Here is a 16,960-nt window from a genome sequence, read left to right as displayed (position 1 = left end):
GGAGGGCGCCCCGGGCTACAGCAGCTCGGCCGTGATCATCGAGGCGGTGAGCACGATCGTCGCCGCGGACATGAGCCAGTAGAGGACCGTCTCGCGCCAGGACCCGGCGGAGCCCAGGACGGGCAGCGCGGCGTAGCCGCCGGTGGTCCAGACGTGGCGCAGCGGTGTCCGGCGCAGGCGCCGCGGCAGGCGCACGCGCAGCGGCCACAGCCAGTTGATCCCGCCAGTCGTGAGGGCGTCGCCGGCCACGTGCACGAGGTAGCCCAGCGTCGCGGCGACCCGGAGCCACGCCCAGGTGCCGTCGGCGAGCGCGACGAGCAGGACCGTGACGACCGTCGCCCCGGCCCAGGCGATGCGCCAGGAGGGGGCGGCCCGGACGGCCTTCGCGGCGAACGCGAGGGCGGGCAGCGTGAGCACGGCGGCCACGGCGACGGGACCGACGACCGGCACCGGGAAGCGCAGCGCCGTGAGCACCGGCACCAGGTACCAGACGACGGCGACCGCGAGCAGCGAGTGCATCCCGTGCCGGTGCCCTCCGCTGATCCGGCCCGCGGTCGCGGTGAGCAGGGAGGCGGCCGGCGCCGAGCGGGAGACGGTCGCGCTCGCGTGGTCCGCGTCGGGCACCAGGGCCCAGCCGGCGGCGACTCCGAGGCCGACCAGTCGGAGGTCGAGCGGGAGACCCGCGAGGCCGAGGGGCCCGGCGACGGCGGGCACGGAGGCGGCGACGGCCCAGGCGAGCGCACCGGAGACGGCGTGCGAGCGGCCCATCATCTCGGGTCGGCTCCTTCGACTGGGCGCTGCGAGGCCGGAGGACGACCGCGGCGGGACGAGAGAACCCCCGGCCGAGTGCGTGAGCACGGACCGGGGGTGAGGGTGGGCGATACCGGACTCGAACCGATGACCTCTTCCGTGTGAAGGAAGCGCGCTACCAACTGCGCCAATCGCCCAGGGGGACGTGCTGGACGACCCGAGAGACGATCGTAGCGGATCCGCGGGGCCCGGATGCACCGCCGACGCCCGCCACGCCCGGGTGAACGGACGGCGACGAGCCGGTTTCGCGCGGAAAGACGCGGATCGGACTCCGAGCGGCGGGATCGGCGTCCGCTCGATTTGGATTCCGGCGCCGCTGTCGTATACATTCTTCTAGGTCGAGCCGGGCAGCGAAAGCGCCGGACGGACAGCAAGACAGCAAGACACGCAAAACGGCAACACCAGTACGACCTACATGCGGATGTGGCGCAGCGGTAGCGCATCACCTTGCCAAGGTGAGGGTCGCGAGTTCGAATCTCGTCATCCGCTCGAACACCGGTCTTCGGACCGGCGTCATCGGGACGGCACCCTCGGGTGCCTCCCACCTGGTCGGCCCTCGGGCCGCCGACACCGAATCCCGTACACGGTGGATTGGCCGAGAGGCGAGGCAGCGGCCTGCAAAGCCGTATACACGGGTTCGAATCCCGTATCCACCTCGATCGTTCACCGAACGAGGCGCTCCGCACGGAGCAACGGGCGATTGGCGCAGCGGTAGCGCGCTTCCCTGACACGGAAGAGGTCACTGGTTCGATCCCAGTATCGCCCACCACGAGAACCCCCGGCCCCTGGCCGGGGGTTCTGTCGTTCCCGGCTCCGGCGCTACCCTCGCAGGATGCCCGCCCCGATCCCCGTCGACGACCAGGGCACCCTCCTGCGGCTCGTCTCGCGGGACGACGGACCGGCCCTCGCCGCCGCGTACCGGCGCAACCGCCGGCACCTCGCGCCCTGGGAGCCGACGCGCTCGACCCGCTTCTTCGAGGCGGGGGGCCAGACCGACGCCGTCGCGGACGCGCTCGCCGCGCACCGGGCCGGCAGCGTCCTCCCGCTCGTCCTCGACGCGGGCGGCGTGATCGTCGGTCGGCTGACTCTCGCGAACATCGTCCGCGGCGCCTTCGACAGCGGCGATCTCGGCTACTGGCTCGACAGCGGTCTGCAGGGCCGCGGCGTGATGACCCGCGCGGTCGGAGCCGTCCTGCGCACCGCGCGTGAGGATCTGGGGCTGCACCGCCTGCAGGCCGGGACGCTCCTCCACAACGTCGGATCGCAGACCGTGCTGCAGCGCAACGGCTTCGAGCGGATCGGCGTCGCGCGGCGCTACCTGCGGATCGCCGGGGAGTGGCAGGACCACGTCCTCTTCCAGGCGCTGCTCGAGGGCGGCCCGCTCCAGCCTCCGCCGACTCCGCTCGTCTAGGGTGAGCGGCGCCGGCCTTCTCCCGGCGCTCCGAGCGGGAGGGACGCGCCCATGACCACGCGGCACATCGGCGGACGAGAGTTCGACTTCGAGCGGCAGGTGGCCGTGATGGCGGTCGTGAACCGCACGCCCGACTCCTTCTACGACAAGGGCTCCACCTTCGCCCTGGACAGCGCCATCGCGGCCGCCGTGCGCGCCGCGGAGCTCGGCGCCGACTGGGTCGACATCGGCGGAGTGCCGTTCGGCCGCGGCCCCGCCGTCACGCTCCAGGAGGAGCTCGACCGGGTGGTCCCCGTCGTGGCGGGCATCGCGGAGCGGAGCGACGTGGTCGTCTCGGTGGACACGACGAGCGCCGAGGTCGCGCGCGCGAGCATCGCCGCGGGCGCCTCCGTCATCAACGACACGAGCGGGCTGCACGACCCCCGGATGCTCGAGGTCGTCGCCTCCTCCTCCGCCCAGCTCGTCATCACCCACAGCGTGGGCGCCCCCCGCAGCGAGCCGGAGAGACCCGAGTACGACGACGTCGTGGCGACCGTGGTCGACCATCTGCGGAGCCGCGTCGATCGCGCGCTCTCGGGTGGAGTGCCTGCCGGGAGGATCATCGTCGATCCGGGTCACGACCTGAACAAGAACACCCTGCACACGCTCGAGCTCACCCGCCGGCTGGGCGAGGTGGCCGCGCTCGGCTTCCCGGTGCTCGCCGCGGTGTCCAACAAGGACTTCATCGGCGAGGCGCTGGACCGGCCGCAGGGGGAGCGCCTCGAGGGCTCCCTCGCCGCCGCGGTGATCTGCATCCTGAACGGTGCGCGGATCGTGCGCATGCACGACGTGCGCCAGGCGGTGGACGCCGTGCGGATGACGGAGGCGGTGCTGGGCTGGCGGGCGCCCGCCTTCCTCCGCCACAACGTGGAGCCGGCGGCGTGAGCGCCCGCATCGACGGCCTGTCGCCGGCCGGGCAGGACCTGTCCGACGAGGCTCTGCTGACCCTCTACGCGGACGGGGCGGGCGAGGAGTGGCTCCGGGTCAACTTCGTCGCGAGCGTCGACGGAGCGGTCACCCGCGACGGCGTCTCGGGCGATCTCGGGGGAGCGGCGGACCTGCGCGTGTTCGACCTGCTCCGCCGGCTCGCCGACGTCGTGCTCGTCGCGGCCGGCACGGTGCGGACCGAGGGCTACGGTCCGATGGTGCTGAGCGACGAGTCCGTGCGGGCGCGGCTCGGCACCGGGCGCGCCCCGCAGCCCGTCTTCGCGATCGTCTCGGGGTCGCTCGACCTCGATCCCGCCTCGCGGATCTTCACCGAGGCGCCGGTGCGCCCGATCGTCGTGACCACCGGCTCCTCGCCGGCCCGCCGCCGCGCGGAGCTCGCCGAGGTCGCCGACGTGCTCGTCTGCGGCGACGCAGAGCTCGACGCGACGCGGATGCGGGCGCAGCTCGCGGAGCGGGGGCTCGGCAGGATCCACTGCGAGGGCGGTCCGTCGCTGCTCGGGACCCTCCTCGCCGCGGACGCCGTCGACGAGCTCTGCCTGACCGTCGCTCCGACGCTCGAGGCGGGGGACTCCGGGAGGCTCGCCCGCGGCGACGTCCCCGGACCGCGCCCGCAGCACCTGGCGCACGTGCTCAGCGCCGGCGACACGCTGTTCCTGCGCTACCTCCGCCGGCGCTGACCCGCCCTACTCGCGGCGCCGCTCGTTCCCGTCGCGCTTGGCCTCGGAGGCCGGGCGGGCGGCGATCACGGGGTGGGCGCCGGTGAAGCCGTCACGGGCGGACGCGATCGCCAGGATGCGCGGCTTCGCGACGTGCCAGCCCACGATCAGGGCGGGCACGCCGACCACCGCGACGATCCCCACGGTCCAGGTGCCGGTCGGGAAGTCGACGGCGATGAGGACCACCACGATCACCAGGAACGCCAGGGTGAGCCACGAGGTCACCGGGGCGCCGGGCATCCGGAAGGACGGGCGCTCCAGGCGCCCCTGGGCCGCCCAGCGCTGCAGCTGCATCTGGCAGAGGACGATCATGCCCCAGCCCGTGACGATGCCCAGCGCCGAGACGTTGAGGACGATCTCGAAGGCCTCGGACGGCACGAAGAGGTTCAGCACGATCCCGATCAGGGTGATGCTCGCCGTGAGCAGGATGCCGCCGTAGGGGACGCCCTGCTTGTTCATCCGGCCGGTGAAGGCGGGGGCGGAGCCGTTGAGCGCCATGGAGCGGAGGATGCGGCCGGTCGAGTAGAGCCCGGCGTTGATGCTGGAGAGCGCGGCCGTCAGCACGACGAAGTTCATGATCGATCCGGCGATCTCGCCCGAGGAGCCGTCGCCCAGCGAGCTGAAGAACGTGACGAACGGGCTCTCGCCCTTCGAGTAGGCCGTGTAGGGCAGCAGCAGCGTCAGCAGCAGCACCGAGCCGACGTAGAAGACGGCGATGCGCAGGATGACCGAGTTGATCGCGCGCGGGATGACCTTCGCCGGCTCCGCGGTCTCGCCCGCCGCCGTGCCGACAAGCTCGACTCCGGAGTAGGCGAACACCACGCCCTGGACGACCAGGACGCTGGCGATCAGGCCGCCGGGCAGGATGCCGCCGTTGTCGTTCCAGAGGCTGATCCCGGGGTCCACGGCGACGCCGCCGGACTGCAGCGGCCAGCCCGCGGCGAGCACGACGACGCCGATCACCAGGAAGACCACCAGCGCCGTGACCTTGATCAGCGCGAACCAGAACTCCAGCTCCCCGAAGACCTTGACCGAGACGAGGTTCAGCGAGAGCACGACGACCAGGGCGATGAGTGCGAGGAGCCACTGGGGCACGGAGGAGAAGAGCGACCAGTACTTCACGTAGAGGGCCACCGCGGTGACGTCGGCGATCGCGGTCATCGCCCAGTTCAGGAAGTACATCCAGCCGGCGACGAAGGCGGCCTTCTCGCCCAGGAACTCGCGGGCGTAGGAGATGAAGGAGCCCGAGCTCGGCCGGTGCAGGACCAGCTCGCCGAGCGCGCGGAGGATCAGGTAGGCGAAGACGCCGCAGACCGCGTACACGACGACGAGCGAGGGACCGGCGGTGGCGAGTCGGCCGCCGGCGCCGAGGAAGAGGCCGGTGCCGATCGCGCCGCCGATGGCGATCATCTGCAGCTGCCGGGGCTTGAGACCGGGACGGTAGCCCTCCTGCTCCTTCGAGAAGTCGGGCTGCACGGGCCCGCGGTCGTCGTCGCTCTGCGTCACGGGGGCTCCCTCGTCACCGGATCGCGCCGGGCGGCTGCTCCGGCACGCCCGTCAGGGTAAGGGCGCGCTGCTCGGAGGAGGCGGGTGGCGCGGTCCGCGGCATGCGGATCCTCTCAGGATCGGGGCGCCTACCCTGGGGGCATGAGCGGTCCGGACCTCGCACGGCAGTTCTCGCTCGACGGCGTCCGGATCCCGTCGCCGGCGAGGCGCCTGAACGGCGGCACCGATCCGGCGCTCGTCTGGCGCAACGAGCTCGACGGGCTGACCTTCCGCGTATACGCCGGGTACCTGAAGTGGAATCCCCGGTCCACGGGCGTCGACCTCCGTCGCGAGATCGCGCGTCTGCGCTGGCTGGAGGGGCGGATCGTCGCGCCCCGGATCCTGGAGGCGGGCGAGGACGAGGAGGGGCAGTGGCTCCTCACCGCACCGCTGCCCGGGCGGAGCGCCGTCGACCCGGAGTGGACAGCCCGGCCGGAGGAGGCCGTCCGCGCGATCGCGGCCGGCCTGCGGGCGGTCCACGCGCTCCCCGTCGACGCGGTGCCCGAAGAGCTGCGCGGCGACTCCTGGTTCGCGCGCCGGCCGTCGGCGCTCGGCGCGGCTCCGGAGCTCGTGGACCCCGTCGTGGTGCACGGCGACGCGTGCGCTCCGAACACGCTCGTCGACGACGACGGACGCTGGAGCGGCACGGTCGACGTCGGCGACCTGGGCGTGGGCGACCGCTGGGCGGATCTGGCGGTCGCCGCGGTCAGCCTCGGCTGGAACTACGGCCCCGGCCACACCCCGCTGCTCCTCGCGGAGTACGGAGCGGATCCGGACGACGAGCGCGCGGCCTACTACCGCGCGCTCTGGTCGTCCGAGTCCTGAGTCACTTCTTCTTCGCGGCCTCGTCGTCCTGGGCCGTGCCCTGGTCGCTGCGGTTCTCGCTCGCCAGCCGCAGCCAGCGCCCGTCGCGGACGTCCTTCTCGTGCACGGCCGCCTTCTTGTCGCTCGCGGCGGTGTCGCGCGGGGGGAGCTGGATGGTCTCCTCCGCCTCGATGCCCGCCTGCAGCTCGCGTCCGCGCTCGAGCTCGGCGTCGAACTCCGCGCCGAAGAGCAGGGCGATGTTGGTGATCCAGATCCAGAGGAGGAAGACGATCACCGCGCCGAGCGAGCCGTAGGTCTTGTTGTAGTTGGAGAAGTTGGCCACGTAGAACGCGAAGCCGGTCGAGGCGATCAGCCAGATCGCCAGGGCGACGATCGATCCGATGCTGATCCAGCGGAACTTCGGCTGGCGGATGTTGGGCGCCCAGTAGTACAGGGTCGCGACGATCACGATCGCGATGACCACGAGCACCGGCCATTTCGCGATGTTCCACACGGTGAGGGCGGCGGGGCCGAGGCCCACGACGTCGCCGACGGCGGTCGCGACCGGTCCGCTGAGCACCAGGATGAGCGCCGCGATCACGATCAGGACGACCGTCACCACGGTCACGCCGAGCATCGTCGGGCGGAGCTTCCAGAAGGGGCGCCCCTCGTCGATCTGGTAGACGCGGTTCATCGCGCGGCCGAAGGCGCCGACGTAGCCGGAGGCGGACCAGATCGCTCCGACGACACCGGTCACGAAGGCGAGACCCGCGGCGGAGGAGCTGGTCAGCGCCTGGATCGGGTCGCGCAGCAGGTCGACGACCTCGCTCGACGCGAGGTTCCCGATCAGGTCGAGCACCAGATCGGTGGTGGCCTGCGCCTGGCCGAAGAGCCCCAGCACCGACACGATCGCGAGCAGGGCGGGGAAGAGCGCGAGCACGGCGTAGTAGGTGAGCGCGGCGGCGAGGTCGGTGCACTGGTCCGCGCCGAACTCGCGGGCCGTCTTCTTGAGGACGTAGAACCAGGAGCGCTTGGTGATGTCGGTGACGTCGTCGGGCTTCCGGGAATCGTCGGGATCGGGCGCTGTCTTCTCGCGGGTCGTGCTCTGCTCGGCCATGCGGACACGCTACGGGGCCGACAGTCGTCGGACGGCCCCCTTGACGGCGCGGCCGGTCGTGTCGCGGGTCAGGCCCGGCGCTGGCGCGCGGCGGCGAGGGTGCCGAAGAGGAGGAAGGAGCAGGTCGTGGCGAGGACGGTCAGCAGGGGAGCCTCCCAGCCGCCGCTCGCGTCGTGCGCGAAGCCGATGACGGTCGGGGCGGTGGCGGCCACGGCGTAGCCGATGCCCTGCACCGTGGCCGAGAGCCGCGACGCGTGGGCGTCGGAGCGGGAGAGCCGCACGACGAGCACGAAGACCACCGTGAATCCTCCGCCCTGGGCCGCGCCGCCCAGCACGCACCAGAGCGCCCAGAGCTGCGGGGCGAGCAGCAGCCCCGCCGGCACCGTGCACCAGAGGAGGCCGACGAGCACGATGCTCCCCAGCGGTCCGAGCCTGCGGACCAGGAGCGGGACGCCGAGGGCGCCGGCGACCGCGGCGAGCTGGAACACCGAGGCGCTCGCGCCCGCGGTCGCGATCGAGAAGCCGTTGCGGTCGACGAGCAGCGAGGGGAGCCACGCCGTCACTCCGTAGTACGAGAACGCCTGGCTCGAGAAGCAGAGCGCGAGCGCCAGCACGGTCGCGCTGCGGAAGATCCGCGGAGCCGGTGCGGCCGGTGCGCGGTCGGCGCGGGCCGGGCGGGGAGTCGGACGCAGGGCCGCCCGAGGCCCCACGGCCACGAGCCAGCCGGCCAGAGCGAGGGCGTTGAGGGCGAGCCAGACGAGAAGGGCGCCGCGCCAGCCGAGGGTTAGAGCGAGCGGAGCGGTGCCGAGCGAGGTGATCGTCGAGCCGATGTTGAGGGCCGCGGTGTAGACGCCCGTCGTGAGGTCGACGCGCTCGGGAGCGACGTCCCGCCGGATCACGACGGGGAGGACGACGTTGCCGATCGTGATGGAGACGCCGATCAGGACGGTGCCCGCCACGGCCGGTCCCACGTCGCCGATCGATCGGACGATCGTGCCGAGCGCGACGCCGATCACCGTGACGGTCACGGCGGCGTCGGGTCCCGCGCGGCGGATCACCAGGAGGGCGAGCGGAGTCGCCAGGGCGAAGCAGAGCACGGGGATGCTGGTGAGGATCCCCGCCTGGCCCGCGGACAGCGCGAGGTCCTCGCGCACCTCGTCGATGATGGGCGCGACGGCGACGATCGGACCGCGCAGGACCAGCGCGACCAGGGCGACCGCCACGACGAGGAGCCAGGGAGCGCTCCGGCGCGCGGTCATCGGGGCGTCGAGGGCCGCGGCACCCCGGTCAGCCGGTCAGGCCGGGGACCCCGGCCGAGAGGTTGCCGACGATGGTGAAGACGCCCGACACCAGACCGAGGATCCCGGTGACGAGTCCGGCCGTCGCGAGCCCGCGACCGCCTCCGACGAGCGGTGCGGCTGCCCGGCCCTTCGCCGAGAAGACGATGGCGAGGATCGAGGGGATCAGCAGCGGATTGATCAGCAGGCTCAGGACGCCGAGCACGAGGCTCGCGATCGCCATGGGGTTGCGGCCCGCCGCGGAGGACGGGGCGGACGGATAGGCGTACAGCTCCTGCTCCGGAGCGCCCGGGGGCGTGCCGTAGGCGGGAGCGGGCGCCGAGGAGGACGGGCGGGACCGGTCCGTCCACGCCGCGCCGTCCCAGTAGAGCTCCGAGCCGAGGTCGGCCGGATGCGGGTACCACCCGGGCGCGGGCAGCGGAGCGGAGTCGTCGGGCATGGGGCGAGTCTAGAGCGGCGCCGATCAGCTCTTGGGCTGCTCGATGCCGAGCGCGTTCCCGTCGGGGTCGAGGATCCAGGACGCCCAGACGCTGCCGCGGTCGGCCACGCCGTTCTCGGTGCGCAGCTCGTCGCTGTCGTAGTCCTCCGGAGCCACGCCCCGAGCCGCCAGCGCGTCCAGCTCGGCGCGCAGGTCGGCCACCCGCCAGGCGGCCTTGGTCTGCTCGTCCTTCGAGCCCGTGGTGCTGGCGGTGACGGTGAGCCGCGTGCCGCCGCAGGAGTAGGCGATCGCCGACTCGCTCTCCTCGAGGACCTCCAGTCCCAGGGAGCCGGCGTAGAAGGCGCGGGAGGCGGCGAGGTCGCGGGAGAGCAGAACGGGGCCGATGGGGGAGTCGGAGAGCACGGTGAGTCCTTTCGTCGGTGGGCCTCCAGTCGACGCCCGCTGCGGCCCGGCGCGGAAGGGGTTGCCACCGGGCCGGCCGGAGGGAGCTGGCGCGGCAGAATGGCCTCGGCCGTGCCCGCCGCGCGGCCGGGAGGAGCCCTCATGAGCTGGACCATCGACGAGGTGGCGTGGACCCACCCGGACGCCGAGCGTCTGCGCGACGCGCAGCGGTGCGAGCTCGACGAGCGCTACGGCAACGACGACCACGAGCCCGGCACGCCGCCCTCGGCCGACGACGTGCCCGTCTTCGTCGTCGCCCGCGACGCGAGCGGCACGGCGGTGGCCTGCGGCGGACTGCGGCCTCTCGACGACGACGTCCTCGGACCGGGGGCGATCGAGGTGAAGCGGATGTTCGCCGACCGCGCCGCCCGCGGCACCGGAGCGGCCACGGCCGTCCTGCGCGCGCTCGAGGCGCGGGCGGCCGCTCTGGGCACGACGCGCCTGGTGCTGGAGACCGGGACGCTCCAGCCCGACGCGATGCGGTTCTACCTCAGGGAGGGCTACCACGCCATCCCGCCGTTCGGCGCCTACATCGGGTCCGAGCACTCGGTCTGCTACGCCCGCGATCTCGCTCCCGGCGCCTGAGCGTCAGCGGCGCAGGGTCTCCACCGGGTACTCGCCGAAGCGGCGGTGGTACGCCCCCGAGAAGCGGCCCTGGTTGAGGAAGCCCCAGCGCGCGGAGACGGCGCGCACGGTCTCCTCGCCCGGAGCGCCCTCGCGCAGCTCGACGCGCGCCCGGTCGAGACGCACGCCGCGCAGGTAGCCGAGCGGAGTGTCGCCGAAGTGCCTCCGGAACGCGGCCTGCAGCGCCCGCGGAGTGAGCCCCGCCGCTGTCGCGATGTCGGACACGGTGACGGGCGACGCGGCGAACGCGTGCAGGAACTCGGCGGCACGCAGCAGGTGCTCGAGCCCCGGCCGCAGCACCTGCGCCGGAACGACGACCGGCCGGTGCGCGAAGGTCGCGAGCAGGTGCAGAGCGACGCCGCGCTCGGCCGCCACGAGCTGCAGCGCTGTCGCCTCGCGGCCCGACCGGAGGACGCCCGCGAAGTCGTCGACCGCCCGCCACCAGCCCGGGAGTGCCGACGCGGAGGCGATCGAGCGGTGGTCGAAGACGAGCGGCAGCGGCACGCCGTCGCCGGCCTCGGACGCGACCTGCTCGAGGAGGCCGGCGGCCACGTGCACGAGCCGCTGCTGGAAGTCGCGGCTGACGAACTCGAACGGACGCGCGCTGGGGAACACGACCGGCCGCCCCGGCAGGTGGACGATCCGATCGCCCTCCGGGTCCACCACGCTCGTGCCGGAGAGGAACCACGAGACGACGTACTCGCCCGCCGGACGCAGCCCCCCGGACACGGAGCCCCGGAACACAGACGTCCGCAGGCTCACGCCCTCGCTCCCGGAGACGTCGTAGCGGAAGGAGAAGGGCCGCTCGACCGGTTCCGTCCGGAATCCCGACCCGCCGTAGCCGTCCGAGTAGAAGCGCCGCGCCTCCTCCAGGTCGGCCCCGGAGCGCGTGAAGCGCTGCAGCGCAGGACCGGCACCCATCGGACCAGGATGCCACCTGGACGGATTGCGCACCGGTCGCCCCCGCGCCCCTCTCCGGGGCACGTCCTGTCGGCAGGGTGACGGGGTCGGACGACACGGACGGAGACGCATGGAGATCAGCGCACGCAGACTCGCGGCACGCGACGCGGTGGCCGTCGTCGCCGTGCTCGCCGCACTCGAGGGGGCGCTCGCCGTGGACTCCCTGCCGCCCGGCCTGGAGGAGGTCCTCCTGCACCAGCTCGAGCGCAGCTCGCTCGTGCTCCCCGGCGCCGACCGGGACGAGCTCGCCTCCGCTCTGCGCGCGCTCGGCGTCCGCGTGCTCGACGCGCTCGGGTAGAGGCCGCCGCCGACTACAGTCGAGGGGTCAACCGAGCCCGAGGAGTGCCCGCACGTGTCGAACGAACCGTCGAATCCCGCAGAGAACGAGTCCCACTCGGTCGTCACCGAGGCGGGCACGGGATTCACGCACTTCACCGACCGGGCCGTGGTCGCGATCCGCGTCAACGGGGAGCTCAAGGACCTCGCCGCCGACGTCGTGCCGGGCGACCGCATCGAGCCGGTGCTCATCTCCTCGCCGGACGGGCTGAACATCCTCCGCCACTCCGCGGCCCACGTGCTCGCGCAGGCGGTGCAGCAGATCAACCCGGAGGCGAAGCTGGGCATCGGCCCGCCCGTCACCGACGGCTTCTACTACGACTTCGACGTCGAGGAGCCCTTCACGCCCGAGGCGATGAAGGCGCTCGAGAAGGCGATGGACCGCATCGTCCGCCAGGGCCAGCGGTTCGTGCGCCGCGTCGTCTCCGAGGAGGAGGCGCGCGCCGAGCTCGCCGGCGAGCCCTACAAGCTCGAGCTGATCGGGATCAAGGGCGGGGGAGCCGAGGACGAGAGCGTCGAGGTCGGCGGCGCCGAGCTCACCATCTACGACAACGTCGACCCGCGTTCCGGCGAGACGGTTTGGAAGGACCTCTGCCGCGGCCCGCATCTGCCCAACACCCGCATGATCGGCAACGGCTACGCCCTGACCCGCAACGCTGCCGCCTACTGGCGCGGCTCGGAGAAGAACCCGCAGCTGCAGCGCGTCTACGGCACCGCGTGGCCCACGAAGGACGAGCTGCGCGAGCACCAGGCCCGCCTTGAGGAGGCGGCGCGCCGCGACCACCGCAAGCTCGGCCACGAGCTCGACCTGTTCTCCTTCCCGGACGAGATCGGCTCCGGCCTCGCGGTCTTCCACCCCAAGGGCGGGATCATCCGCTACGAGATCGAGCAGTACATGCGCGAGCAGCTGCTCGCCCACGACTACGAGCTCGTCTACACGCCGCACATCACCAAGGGCGACCTGTTCCTCACGAGCGGGCACCTGCAGTGGTACTCCGAGGGGATGTTCCCCCCGATGCACCTCGACGAGCTGCAGGACGAGGACGGCAACGTCACCCGCCAGGGCCAGGACTACTACCTCAAGCCCATGAACTGCCCGTTCCACAACCTGATCTTCCGCTCGCGCGGCCGCAGCTACCGCGAGCTCCCGTTGCGCCTGGCCGAGTTCGGCACCGTGTACCGCTACGAGAAGAGCGGCACCCTGCAGGGCCTCACCCGCGTGCGCGGCCTGACCCAGGACGACGCCCACATCTACGTCGCGCAGGAGGACGTGTCGGCCGAGCTGACCCGCAACCTCGAGTTCGTGCTGCAGGTGCTGCGCGACTACGGCCTCGACGACTTCTACCTCGAGCTGTCCACGAACGAGGAGGGCAACCCGAAGTTCGTCGGTGCGCCCGAGCAGTGGGAGGAGGCGATCGAGTCGCTGCGCGCGGTCGCCGTCGCCTCCGGTCTCGAGCTGGTGCCGGATCCGGGAGGAGCGGCGTTCTACGGTCCGAAGATCTCGGTGCAGGCGCGCGACGCCATCGGCCGCACCTGGCAGATGTCGACCATCCAGCTCGACTTCAACCAGCCCGAGCGCTTCGAGCTCGAGTACACGGCCTCGGACGGCTCGAAGAAGCGGCCCGTGATGATCCACCGCGCGCTCTTCGGCTCCATCGAGCGCTTCTTCGCGATCCTCACCGAGCACTACGCCGGGGCGTTCCCGGTCTGGCTGTCGCCGGTCCAGGTCGTGGGCATCCCGATCGCCGACGAGTACCTGCCCTACCTCGAGGAGGTCGTCGGCGAGCTCAAGCGGTCGGGCATCCGCGCCGAGATCGACTACTCCAGCGACCGGATGCAGAAGAAGATCCGCAACGCCACGCTGCAGAAGGTGCCCTTCCAGATGATCGTGGGGGAGAAGGACCGCGACGCCGGAGCCGTCAGCTTCCGCTTCCGCGACGGCACGCAGGAGAACGGGATCCCGGTCGCCGACGCCGTCGCGCGCATCCGCGAGGCCGTCGCCTCGAAGGCGCAGGTCTGAGCGTGAGCGACGGCTGCGTGCCCGAGGGAGCGGAGGGCTCGGCGCACCTCGCCGGGGTTCCCGACGAGTTCCAGCGCCTGTGGACGCCGCACCGGATGGTCTACATCCAGAAGGGGCAGCCCGGAGCCGACGACTGCCCCTTCTGCGTGGCGCCGACGCTGAGCGACGAGGAGGCCCTCATCGTCGCCCGCGGGGAGCACGCCTACGTCCTGCTGAACCTGTTCCCGTACAACTCCGGCCACCTCCTGGTCTGCCCGTACCGGCACATCCCGCTCTACGACGAGGCCACTCCCGAGGAAGTGGCCGAGGTCGGAGCGCTCACGCAGACGGCCATGCGCGTCGTCCGCTCGGTCTCGAACAACGACGGCTTCAACCTCGGGATGAACCAGGGCGCGGTCGCGGGAGCGGGGATCGCCGCGCACCTGCACCAGCACGTGGTTCCGCGCTGGGCGACCGATGCGAACTTCTTCCCGATCATCGCCCGCACGAAGGCGCTCCCGCAGCTGCTCGGCGACGTGCGGGCGAGCCTCGCGGCGGCCTGGCCGAGCCTCTAGACCGCCGCCCGGCCCCCTGTCCAGCGCCGCGGACGGCCGGCGCCGTCTCGTAGACTCGGAGCTGCCGTCGGCGGAAGTCGCCGCACAGAACAGGACTCGCGAACATGACCGACACCACCACTCCGTCCTCGTCCGCTCCCGAGCAGTTCGGCTCGAGCCGCGTCAAGCGCGGTCTCGCCGAGATGCTCAAGGGCGGCGTCATCATGGACGTCGTCGACGCCGATCAGGCCCGCATCGCGGAGGACGCCGGCGCGGTCGCCGTCATGGCGCTCGAGCGCGTCCCCGCCGACATCCGCTCGCAGGGCGGCGTCGCACGCATGAGCGACCCCGACCTGATCGACGGCATCGTCTCCGCCGTGTCGATCCCCGTCATGGCGAAGGCGCGCATCGGCCACTTCGTCGAGGCGCAGATCCTGCAGGAGCTCGGCGTCGACTACATCGACGAGTCCGAGGTCCTCTCGCCCGCCGACTACGTGAACCACATCGACAAGTGGAACTTCACCGTCCCCTTCGTCTGCGGAGCGACCAACCTGGGCGAGGCGCTGCGCCGCATCACCGAGGGCGCGGCGATGATCCGCTCGAAGGGCGAGGCCGGCACCGGCGACGTCTCCGAGGCGACCAAGCACATCCGCACGATCTCCGGCGAGGTCAACCGCCTGAAGGCGATGACCAAGGACGAGCTCTACGTCGCCGCGAAGGAGCTGCAGGCCCCCTACGACCTGGTCGTCGAGATCGCCCGGACCGGCAAGCTCCCCGTCGTCCTCTTCACCGCCGGCGGGGTCGCGACCCCGGCCGACGCGGCGCTGATGATGCAGCTGGGCGCCGACGGCGTGTTCGTCGGCTCCGGCGTCTTCAAGTCGGGCGAGCCCGCCAAGCGCGCGGCCGCGATCGTGAAGGCGACCACCTTCTTCGACGACGCGAAGGTCGTCGCGGAGGCCTCGCGCGGCCTGGGCGAGGCGATGGTCGGCATCAACGTGGCCGACGTGCCCGCGCCGCACCGCCTCGCCGAGCGTGGCTGGTAGCGCCGACGCGCCGCTCGCCGGCGCAGGACTGACGCGGGAGTCCCTCGAGGGGCTCCGCGTCGGCGTCCTCGCGCTGCAGGGCGACTTCCGCGAGCACGCGCACGTCCTGCGCGAGCTGGGCGCCGAGGTGGTGCTGGTGCGCCGCCCGGAGGAGCTGGCCGCCGTCGCGGGGCTGGTCATCCCGGGCGGCGAGTCCACGGTGATGGACAAGCTGTCGCGCCTCTTCGGCCTCGCGGAGCCGGTCGTCGAGGCGATCAGTGCGGGGATGCCCGTCTACGGGACCTGCGCCGGGCTGATCATGCTCGCCGACCGGGTCCTCGACCGCATCGACGGCCAGAGCAGCTTCGGCGGCTTGGACGTGTCGGTCCGGAGGAACGCGTTCGGCAACCAGCTCGACTCCTTCGAGACCGATCTCGACGTGCCGGCCATCGGCGATCCGCCGGTGCACGCGGTCTTCATCCGCGCACCGGTCGTGGAGGAGCTGGGCGAGCGGGCGACCGCGCTCGCCAGTGTCGCCGACGGGCGGGTGGTCGCGGTCGAGCAGGGCAACCTCCTCGGGACGGCGTTCCATCCCGAGATCACCGGCGACTACCGGTTCCACGAGCTGTTCCTGCGGAAGGTCGCGGCGACGCGCTTCGGCGACTGACCCGCTGCCGCCCCCTCCGCCAGGGGTGGACGGTGCGGGACCCGCGGGCCAGGGTGGTCGCATGCCCGAACTCCCCGAGGTCCAGGCCCTCGCTCTCGATCTCGACGCGCGCCTGGGCGGACGCGTCCTCGAGCGGCTCGACGTGTTCGCGATCTCCGCCCTCAAGACCGTGGCCATCCCGCCGTCGGCTCTCTCCGGCGAGACCGTCCACGGAGTGTCGCGGCACGGCAAGTTCCTCGACCTCGCAGTCGGCGAGGCCCACGTCCTCCTGCACCTCGCCCGCGCCGGCTGGGTCCGCTGGCGGCCCGAGCGGCCGACGGCGCCGGCGAAGCCCGGCCGGGGACCGCTCGCCGCGCGGCTGGTCCTCGACGACGGGTCGGGGTTCGACGTGACGGAGGCCGGCACCAAGAAGAGCCTCGCGCTCTCGATCGTCGCCGATCCGCTCGACGTCCCGGGCGTCGCCCGGCTGGGTCCCGATCCGCTGGACCAGGAGTTCACCGAGGAGATCCTCGGCGCGATCCTCGCCACGGCGGGCAGGGCGCAGGTGAAGGGCGTCCTCCGCGACCAGTCCCGCATCGCCGGCATCGGCAACGCCTACTCCGACGAGATCCTCCACGTGGCGCGCATGTCGCCCTTCAAGCCCGCCGCGCTCACCGCCGACGAGCTGGACCGCCTCTACGCGGCCCTCCGCTACACACTCGAGGAGGCGCTCGCCCGCGCCGAGGGCCTGCACGCGGCCGACCTCAAGCGCGAGAAGAAGCTCGGCATGCGCGTCCACGGCCGCACAGGAGAGGCGTGCCCCGTCTGCGGCGACACGATCCGCCAGGTGGTCTTCCACGACTCCACGCTCCAGTACTGCCCCACCTGCCAGACCGACGGCAGGATCCTCGCCGACCGGCTGCTGTCGCGGCTGATCAGATAGCGAGCCGGTCCCTGCCCGGCTCGCCGCGGTCGGCTTCCGGAGATGGCGGGGCGGGTGGAGCGGGTCGCGTCCGCCTACAGCGATCCGCTGGCACGCGGATCACTGGTTCGGCTGTGCTTGTGGCGAGCCGGTCCCTGCCCGGCTCGCCACGGTCGGCTCTCGGGGGTGGCTGGGTGGGTGGAGCGGGTCGCGTCCGCTTACAGCGATCCGCTGGCACGCGGATCACTGGTTCGGCTGTGCTTGTGGCGAGCCGGTCCCTGCCCGGCTCCCCGCGGTCGGCTTCCGGGGGTGGCGGGGGTGGGTGGAGC

The 16,960-nt window shown here is 72.5% G+C and carries 18 protein-coding genes and 4 tRNA genes; 14 read left to right on the top strand and 8 right to left on the bottom strand.

The window, feature by feature from the left end; translation table 11 throughout:
• Nucleotides 1-15 precede the first annotated feature (15 nt).
• Both C5C29_RS15345 and C5C29_RS15340 read right to left on the bottom strand, forming a co-directional pair.
• Nucleotides 16-771 carry a metal-dependent hydrolase gene (locus C5C29_RS15345; RefSeq protein WP_104224640.1) on the bottom strand — a complete coding sequence of 252 codons (756 nt, stop codon included), beginning with the start codon at nt 769-771 and terminating at the stop codon, nt 16-18.
• Nucleotides 772-874: 103 nt separating this feature from the next.
• Nucleotides 875-947: transfer RNA gene (locus C5C29_RS15340), tRNA-Val, on the bottom strand.
• A 280-nt stretch (nt 948-1,227) separates the two neighbouring features.
• Here C5C29_RS15340 and C5C29_RS15335 point away from each other — a divergent pair.
• The 6 genes from C5C29_RS15335 to C5C29_RS15310 all read left to right on the top strand — a co-directional run bounded on the left by C5C29_RS15335 (nt 1,228) and on the right by C5C29_RS15310 (nt 3,885).
• A tRNA-Gly gene (locus C5C29_RS15335) sits at nt 1,228-1,299 on the top strand.
• A 96-nt stretch (nt 1,300-1,395) separates the two neighbouring features.
• Nucleotides 1,396-1,466, top strand: a tRNA-Cys gene (locus C5C29_RS15330).
• Nucleotides 1,467-1,504: 38 nt separating this feature from the next.
• Nucleotides 1,505-1,579, top strand: a tRNA-Val gene (locus C5C29_RS15325).
• Between the two features lie 63 nt (nt 1,580-1,642).
• The gene (locus C5C29_RS15320; protein ID WP_104224639.1) at nt 1,643-2,221 is read left to right on the top strand and encodes a GNAT family N-acetyltransferase; all 579 of its coding nucleotides are present in this window, start codon (nt 1,643-1,645) and stop codon (nt 2,219-2,221) included.
• A gap of 51 nt (nt 2,222-2,272) precedes the next feature.
• Nucleotides 2,273-3,145, top strand: a complete 873-nt coding sequence (gene folP / locus C5C29_RS15315; protein ID WP_104224638.1) for a dihydropteroate synthase — start codon at nt 2,273-2,275, stop codon at nt 3,143-3,145.
• Nucleotides 3,142-3,885, top strand: coding sequence for a pyrimidine reductase family protein (locus C5C29_RS15310; RefSeq protein WP_104224637.1), 744 nt, complete (start codon nt 3,142-3,144; stop codon nt 3,883-3,885). Before folP ends, C5C29_RS15310 begins: the two co-directional genes overlap by 4 nt.
• Before the next feature lie 6 nt (nt 3,886-3,891).
• On the opposite strand, the gene C5C29_RS15305 is transcribed toward C5C29_RS15310, so the two are convergent.
• Nucleotides 3,892-5,430, bottom strand: a complete 1,539-nt coding sequence (locus tag C5C29_RS15305; protein ID WP_244229624.1) for an amino acid permease — start codon at nt 5,428-5,430, stop codon at nt 3,892-3,894.
• Nucleotides 5,431-5,571: 141 nt separating this feature from the next.
• Between C5C29_RS15305 and C5C29_RS15300 the strand changes: the two genes are divergently transcribed.
• The gene (locus C5C29_RS15300; protein WP_104224636.1) at nt 5,572-6,294 is read left to right on the top strand and encodes an aminoglycoside 3'-phosphotransferase; all 723 of its coding nucleotides are present in this window, start codon (nt 5,572-5,574) and stop codon (nt 6,292-6,294) included.
• Between the two features lies 1 nt (nt 6,295).
• Here the strand turns inward: C5C29_RS15300 and C5C29_RS15295 are convergent, their stop codons facing one another.
• From C5C29_RS15295 to C5C29_RS17265, 4 genes are all read right to left on the bottom strand, one after another.
• Nucleotides 6,296-7,390, bottom strand: coding sequence for a YihY/virulence factor BrkB family protein (locus tag C5C29_RS15295; RefSeq protein ID WP_104224635.1), 1,095 nt, complete (start codon nt 7,388-7,390; stop codon nt 6,296-6,298).
• A gap of 68 nt (nt 7,391-7,458) precedes the next feature.
• Nucleotides 7,459-8,649: a CynX/NimT family MFS transporter gene (locus tag C5C29_RS15290; RefSeq protein ID WP_104224634.1), complete on the bottom strand. Its 1,191-nt coding sequence runs from the start codon at nt 8,647-8,649 to the stop codon at nt 7,459-7,461.
• Nucleotides 8,650-8,677: 28 nt separating this feature from the next.
• Nucleotides 8,678-9,127, bottom strand: a complete 450-nt coding sequence (locus tag C5C29_RS15285) for a DUF2510 domain-containing protein (RefSeq protein WP_104224633.1) — start codon at nt 9,125-9,127, stop codon at nt 8,678-8,680.
• 24 nt (nt 9,128-9,151) lie between these two features.
• The gene (locus tag C5C29_RS17265; RefSeq protein ID WP_104224632.1) at nt 9,152-9,529 is read right to left on the bottom strand and encodes a VOC family protein; all 378 of its coding nucleotides are present in this window, start codon (nt 9,527-9,529) and stop codon (nt 9,152-9,154) included.
• A 141-nt stretch (nt 9,530-9,670) separates the two neighbouring features.
• Between C5C29_RS17265 and C5C29_RS15275 the strand changes: the two genes are divergently transcribed.
• On the top strand, nt 9,671-10,153 hold the full coding sequence (locus C5C29_RS15275; RefSeq protein WP_104224662.1) for a GNAT family N-acetyltransferase: 483 nt from the start codon (nt 9,671-9,673) through the stop codon (nt 10,151-10,153).
• Between the two features lie 3 nt (nt 10,154-10,156).
• On the opposite strand, the gene C5C29_RS17360 is transcribed toward C5C29_RS15275, so the two are convergent.
• On the bottom strand, nt 10,157-11,113 hold the full coding sequence (locus tag C5C29_RS17360) for an AraC family transcriptional regulator (RefSeq protein WP_104327523.1): 957 nt from the start codon (nt 11,111-11,113) through the stop codon (nt 10,157-10,159).
• Between the two features lie 109 nt (nt 11,114-11,222).
• On the opposite strand from C5C29_RS17360, the gene C5C29_RS15265 reads away from it, so the two are divergent.
• The 6 genes from C5C29_RS15265 (at nt 11,223) to C5C29_RS15240 (ending at nt 16,652) form a co-directional block, all read left to right on the top strand.
• Complete coding sequence (locus tag C5C29_RS15265; RefSeq protein ID WP_104224631.1) at nt 11,223-11,450, top strand: hypothetical protein; 228 nt, start codon at nt 11,223-11,225, stop codon at nt 11,448-11,450.
• A gap of 147 nt (nt 11,451-11,597) precedes the next feature.
• Nucleotides 11,598-13,508, top strand: coding sequence for a threonine--tRNA ligase (gene thrS, locus C5C29_RS15260; protein ID WP_244230674.1), 1,911 nt, complete (start codon nt 11,598-11,600; stop codon nt 13,506-13,508).
• Between the two features lie 2 nt (nt 13,509-13,510).
• Nucleotides 13,511-14,062, top strand: a complete 552-nt coding sequence (locus C5C29_RS15255) for an HIT domain-containing protein (protein WP_258062358.1) — start codon at nt 13,511-13,513, stop codon at nt 14,060-14,062.
• Between the two features lie 104 nt (nt 14,063-14,166).
• A complete protein-coding gene (gene pdxS / locus C5C29_RS15250) occupies nt 14,167-15,084 on the top strand; it encodes a pyridoxal 5'-phosphate synthase lyase subunit PdxS (protein WP_104224629.1) in 918 nt (305 codons plus the stop codon).
• A 28-nt stretch (nt 15,085-15,112) separates the two neighbouring features.
• Nucleotides 15,113-15,730 carry a pyridoxal 5'-phosphate synthase glutaminase subunit PdxT gene (gene pdxT, locus C5C29_RS15245; protein ID WP_104224659.1) on the top strand — a complete coding sequence of 206 codons (618 nt, stop codon included), beginning with the start codon at nt 15,113-15,115 and terminating at the stop codon, nt 15,728-15,730.
• Nucleotides 15,731-15,791: 61 nt separating this feature from the next.
• Complete coding sequence (locus tag C5C29_RS15240; protein WP_104224628.1) at nt 15,792-16,652, top strand: DNA-formamidopyrimidine glycosylase family protein; 861 nt, start codon at nt 15,792-15,794, stop codon at nt 16,650-16,652.
• Nucleotides 16,653-16,960 lie beyond the last annotated feature (308 nt).

The organism is Rathayibacter sp. AY1H2, assembly GCF_002931985.1.
Taxonomy (GTDB): Bacteria; Actinomycetota; Actinomycetes; order Actinomycetales; family Microbacteriaceae; genus Rathayibacter.
The sequence above is the reverse complement of the archived record's forward strand: the minus strand, read 5'-3'. Positions and strand labels throughout refer to the sequence as shown.